This window comes from Dietzia sp. DQ11-44, from assembly GCF_014145205.1.
Taxonomy (GTDB): domain Bacteria; phylum Actinomycetota; class Actinomycetes; order Mycobacteriales; family Mycobacteriaceae; genus Dietzia; species Dietzia natronolimnaea.
This window is the reverse complement of record NZ_JAALEC010000482.1, coordinates 1-4172: the sequence shown is the minus strand read 5'-3', so window position 1 is coordinate 4172 and position 4172 is coordinate 1. Positions and strand designations below refer to the sequence as shown.

At 71.9% G+C, this 4172-nt stretch carries 6 protein-coding genes; 5 read left to right on the top strand and 1 reads right to left on the bottom strand.

Annotated elements, in window-relative coordinates:
* From G6018_RS12220 to G6018_RS12210, 3 genes are all read left to right on the top strand, one after another.
* Positions 1–561 (top strand): TetR/AcrR family transcriptional regulator (locus G6018_RS12220; protein ID WP_182639739.1); only part of this gene is annotated, 561 nt, incomplete at its 5' end.
* Positions 558–1358: a class E sortase gene (locus G6018_RS12215; RefSeq protein ID WP_347237859.1), complete on the top strand. Its 801-nt coding sequence runs from the start codon at positions 558–560 to the stop codon at positions 1356–1358. The genes G6018_RS12220 and G6018_RS12215, both read left to right, overlap by 4 nt.
* Positions 1358–1540 carry a hypothetical protein gene (locus tag G6018_RS12210; RefSeq protein ID WP_179523579.1) on the top strand — a complete coding sequence of 61 codons (183 nt, stop codon included), beginning with the start codon at positions 1358–1360 and terminating at the stop codon, positions 1538–1540. Before G6018_RS12215 ends, G6018_RS12210 begins: the two co-directional genes overlap by 1 nt.
* An 18-nt stretch (positions 1541–1558) precedes the next feature.
* On the opposite strand, the gene G6018_RS12205 is transcribed toward G6018_RS12210, so the two are convergent.
* Positions 1559–2107 (bottom strand): DUF2020 domain-containing protein, encoded by a 549-nt coding sequence (locus tag G6018_RS12205; RefSeq protein ID WP_182610643.1) that lies wholly within the window; start codon positions 2105–2107, stop codon positions 1559–1561.
* Positions 2108–2200: 93 nt separating this feature from the next.
* Between G6018_RS12205 and G6018_RS12200 the strand changes: the two genes are divergently transcribed.
* Complete coding sequence (locus G6018_RS12200) at positions 2201–2824, top strand: TetR family transcriptional regulator (protein WP_182639738.1); 624 nt, start codon at positions 2201–2203, stop codon at positions 2822–2824.
* Between the two features lie 69 nt (positions 2825–2893).
* A complete protein-coding gene (locus G6018_RS12195) occupies positions 2894–3742 on the top strand; it encodes a hypothetical protein (protein ID WP_182639737.1) in 849 nt (282 codons plus the stop codon).
* The last annotated feature ends 430 nt before the right edge of the window (positions 3743–4172 follow it).

Here is a 4172-nt window from a genome sequence, read left to right as displayed (position 1 = left end):
CTCCTGGCCACGTCGACCCGCCTGTTCTCCACCGACGGGATCCGCGCGGTGGGGATCGACCGGATCCTCAGGGAATCCAAGGTCGCCAAGGCCAGCCTCTACAACACCTACGGTTCCAAGGACGAGCTCGTCGTGGCGTACCTGCGGGCCATGGCCGAACGGGACCGCGCCCTGTGGCAGCGCCGCGCCGACGCCGCGCCGGACTCGCGCGGACGCATCCTCGCCCTGTTCGACATCGTCCGTGAGCGCGTGGAGCCCGCGACCCCCGGCTCGTGCCACCTCGCCGCAGCCATCGAGTTCCCCCGCCCCTGCACGGACGGCGAGCACGCCATCCGGGCGGCGGTGTCCGACCAGCGGGCCTGGGTCGCCTCGACCCTCCGCTCCGAGCTCGCCGGCATGGGGCTCGAGGACCCCGACAACATCGCCGACCTGGCGGACCGGTTGGCGATCCTCCACGACGGTTCCGTCACCGCCGCCATGCTCGGTGAGGTCGAGACCTCGGCGATGACGGCACGGAGCATGGCCGAGCTCATCCTGGGGATGGTCACGGAACCCTCGTGACGCGCGCGGCGGGTGTGGTGGGCGAGGTGCTGGTGACGCTCGGCGTCGTACTGGCACTCTTCGTCGTCTACCAGGTGTGGTGGACCGACCTGGGCGCGGCGCGCGCCCAGTCCGCCGCCGACGCCGAACTGGACCAGCGGTGGGGTGGACCGGACAACCCGCGGGGTCGCGGTACGGGCGTCGACGACGGGGACCCGGGGCTCTCCGGACTCGCCGACGGCACCGCGTTCGCCCGTCTGTACATCCCCGCGTTCGGCTCGGACTACCGGTTCGCGGTGGTGTCCGGGACCAGCGACGCGGCGCTGGAGACCGGGCCCGGGCACTACACGGAGACCCAGGGTCCGGGGGAGCCTGGCAACTTCGCCGTCGCCGGGCACCGGGTGGGCCGGGGATCGCCGTTCAACGACCTGGACGCCCTGCGCTCGTGCGACGCCCTGGTGTACGCCACGGCGGACCGGTGGCTGGTCTACCGCGTACTGCCCGTGGACGCCCCCGACCGCGCCTCTGCCCGCGCCCGGGCCGCCGAATGCCTACCCACGGACCTCGCCGACCGCGCGACGTCCGGCATGTACGAGGGACTGTCCGGTGTCTCGGTGGTCCGCCCGGAGGACGTGTGGGTGATCGACGCGGTACCCGGACGCGCCGAGCCCGCCTCCCCCGACCTGCTGCCCCTGGCCACGCTCACCACGTGCCATCCGCAGTATTCGGCGGCGGAACGGCTCGTGGTGCACGCGGTACTCGAACGAAGCGAGGCGCGGGTACCCGGCGAACTCCCCGCCGAGCTGGGGGGTCGGTGATGTACGCCTGGCTCTACCGGAGGCTCCCCGGGCCCACCCCGGTGCGGATCGTGCTGGTCGTCGTCCTGATCGCGGCGGTGTTCCTGTTGCTGATGGAGGTGGTGTTCCCCGCGGTCGAGGCGCTCATGCCGTACTCCCACGTGGCGGTCGACCCGGTCGCGGCCTCCCCGCCCGCCCCCTGAGCACGTCGGCCCCCTGACTCAGTCGGCCACCCGGGGTGCGACGAGCTCGGCCACCCGCTGGACCTTGACCGACTGTTCCTGCGTGGACTGCACCGCCAGGACCTGTGTCCCGCGGGCCAGGACCACCAGGGCGCCCCCCGGGCCGCCGGTGCGGCCACCGGTCCACCCGCCCTCGACGTCCGAGCGCTCCGACTCGCCGACCGGCGCCGAGCCGTCCACCAACTCGGTGGCCCGCTCCTCCGACTCGACCGAGTACACGGTGGTCGTGAGCTGGACGGCCCCGTCGGCGCTGTAGAAGAAGCAGGCGGCGGGGTCGACGCGGTCGTCGATCCGCACGTCGGTGGCCAGCTCGCCGTTGAGCCTCGACGCCTCGTCGACCGACAGGTACGGGCACTCCGCACTGGTCACCGGCTCGACCTGCGGGATCTCCGGCTCGCTGGTCTCCGGCGGCGCGGTCCGGATCGTCCCCATCTCCGGCGCCGGCTCGGTGTCCCCGCCGCACCCCGCCATCACGCCGAGCAGGACGACGGACAGGGGTGCGAGAAGGGTCGTGGCGGCGATACGCATGATGACCAGGATAGGACCCGACCCGCTGGGTAAGGTCATCACCACCGAACTGAGAGACCGACACTCATCGACCACCGACGGGGAGGCGCCCACATGACCGGCCCACCCACGCAGGCGCAGGGCGCCGACCGCACCGGGCATCGCCGGCGGGAGCTGCGCGAGACCATCTCCTCGGTCGCGTTGGACCTGGCCCTCGAGCGGGGGCTCGACGCCGTGACGGTGGACCAGATCGCCAAGGCCGCCAACGTGTCCCGTCGGACGTTCTTCAACTACTTCCCCTCCAAGGCCGCCGCGTGCATCCCGGACGCCTTCCCCCCGGACCGCGACGCGGTGCACCTGTTCCTCACCGACCGGTCCGTGTCCACGCTGACCGCGCTCACCCGCCTGCTGTGGCTGCAGGTCGCGATGGCCCGGCAGGAGACCCCTCTGTTCAACCGGTTCCACGACATGTGGCGGCGGGAACCGGGGATCCGGACCGAGGTGTACGCGATCCTGTCCCGGACAGAGGAGGAACTGGCCGCCCTGGTGGCCCGCCGGGAGGGCAGGGATCCCGGGTCCGTGGAGGCCGCGACGGTGGCGGCGGCGTCCATCGCGATCGTGCGGGTGGCGGTCGAGCAGTGGCGCACCGACGAGTCGCCGACCCTCCTGGAGGACCGGATCCGCGAGTCGTTCGACGCCGTCATCAGGGCGACCGAGATCCTCCCCGGCGACACCTGACCCGTCCGGGCGGGCGTCCGCGGAACGGTCGGGATCAGGGATCGGACGCCGACGTCGTAGGATCAGCCCATGCGATCGCAGCGACCCCGTCCCGGAACCGGGGGACGAATCGCCCGGGGGTTCGTGGCGTCGGCGGCGTTGGTGGCCGTGTCGGGGTGCTCCGCGCTCGGCTTCTCCGACGCCGGCGAGACGGGTCCACCCCGGATCTCGCCGGAACCCCGGCCCGACATCGCCGCGGCGATGGTGGAGGGTCGTCCCGATCCCGACACGCGGTTGAACGCGTGTGAACTCCTCGACCTGACGCCCGCCGAACTGATCGAGCTCACCGACGCCGACATGCCCGAGGTCGAACCCATCGGCTCCGGCAATCTGGGCCTGATGTGCACCTACGGCGGTCCGGGATCGCCCGAGTTGTACGAGATGCAGCAGGCGGAGGCGGACACCGAGGCAGAGGCGGAGGCGGGGGCCGACACCACCACGGAGGTCAAGCCCATGCCCACGACCTCGCCCACGACCACCCGGACCACCACCGGTGAGCGGGACGAGATCCCGGACACCTTCGCGGCCGGGGTGGTCAAGCCACGTGGGGGCCCCCAGGCCGCGCTGCGCGGCCAGCCCGCGATGTTGGGGGTGCGGTACGCGTGTTCGGAGATCCGCGGAGCCGACGGGGCGTCGATCGAGGATGCACCCCCGGCCGCTCCCGAGGCGCCCGCCCCGGTCCGACCCGAACTCGATACCGCGTACATCGACTGCGTGGCGGCCCCGACCGGCGGGGGCGTCGAGGTCCACACGATCCTCATCGCGGACAACGACCTGTGGCACATCACGTTGATCAGCCCGGAGACGCCGCGTTCGCCCGATGCCGAGGCACGGGCACTGGAGGGCCTGCGCAGGGTCGCCGAGCACATCCTCGACTGAACCCGGGCCGCCCGGCGCGGAAATGGGGAACGACGCCGGAGCCCCTCAGCATCCGACGCCGTTCCCTCCTGCGGACTGCGCATCGCGCCTTCCGGAATCCACGCTCGCCTCGGAAGGCGGCGGGCCGACACCCCCCCAGGTGCCCCGGTATTCATACCGGCCCCTCGTCGTGAAGTAACAGCCCCTCGTCCGCACTTCACCTCGCCACCGCACCCCCCGGCCGGTGACTGGAAGAACTCTATGTTGCACCCGCGGAGCAGGCAAGGCCATGATCTGCGGTTCTTCTGTTGACTTTGGGTCAACAATTGGAGACGGAGGATCTACCAGCGGTTCTGCGAGCGCCGTTACCAATGAACATTGGAACCGTGACCCGGCGGGCCCGGGACCGTGCGGATCGGACCCGCGAGGCCCGGTCGGCCCGACGGGTACC

What these genes read in the sequence shown, in the direction of transcription:
- G6018_RS12195 (WP_182639737.1), top strand. Translation starts at nt 2,894, where the DNA reads ATGCGATCGCAGCGACCCCGTCCCGGAACCGGGGGACGAATCGCCCGG.
- G6018_RS12210 (WP_179523579.1), top strand. Translation starts at nt 1,358, where the DNA reads ATGTACGCCTGGCTCTACCGGAGGCTCCCCGGGCCCACCCCGGTGCGG.
- G6018_RS12200 (WP_182639738.1), top strand. Translation starts at nt 2,201, where the DNA reads ATGACCGGCCCACCCACGCAGGCGCAGGGCGCCGACCGCACCGGGCAT.
- G6018_RS12205 (WP_182610643.1), bottom strand. Translation starts at nt 2,107, where the DNA reads ATGCGTATCGCCGCCACGACCCTTCTCGCACCCCTGTCCGTCGTCCTG.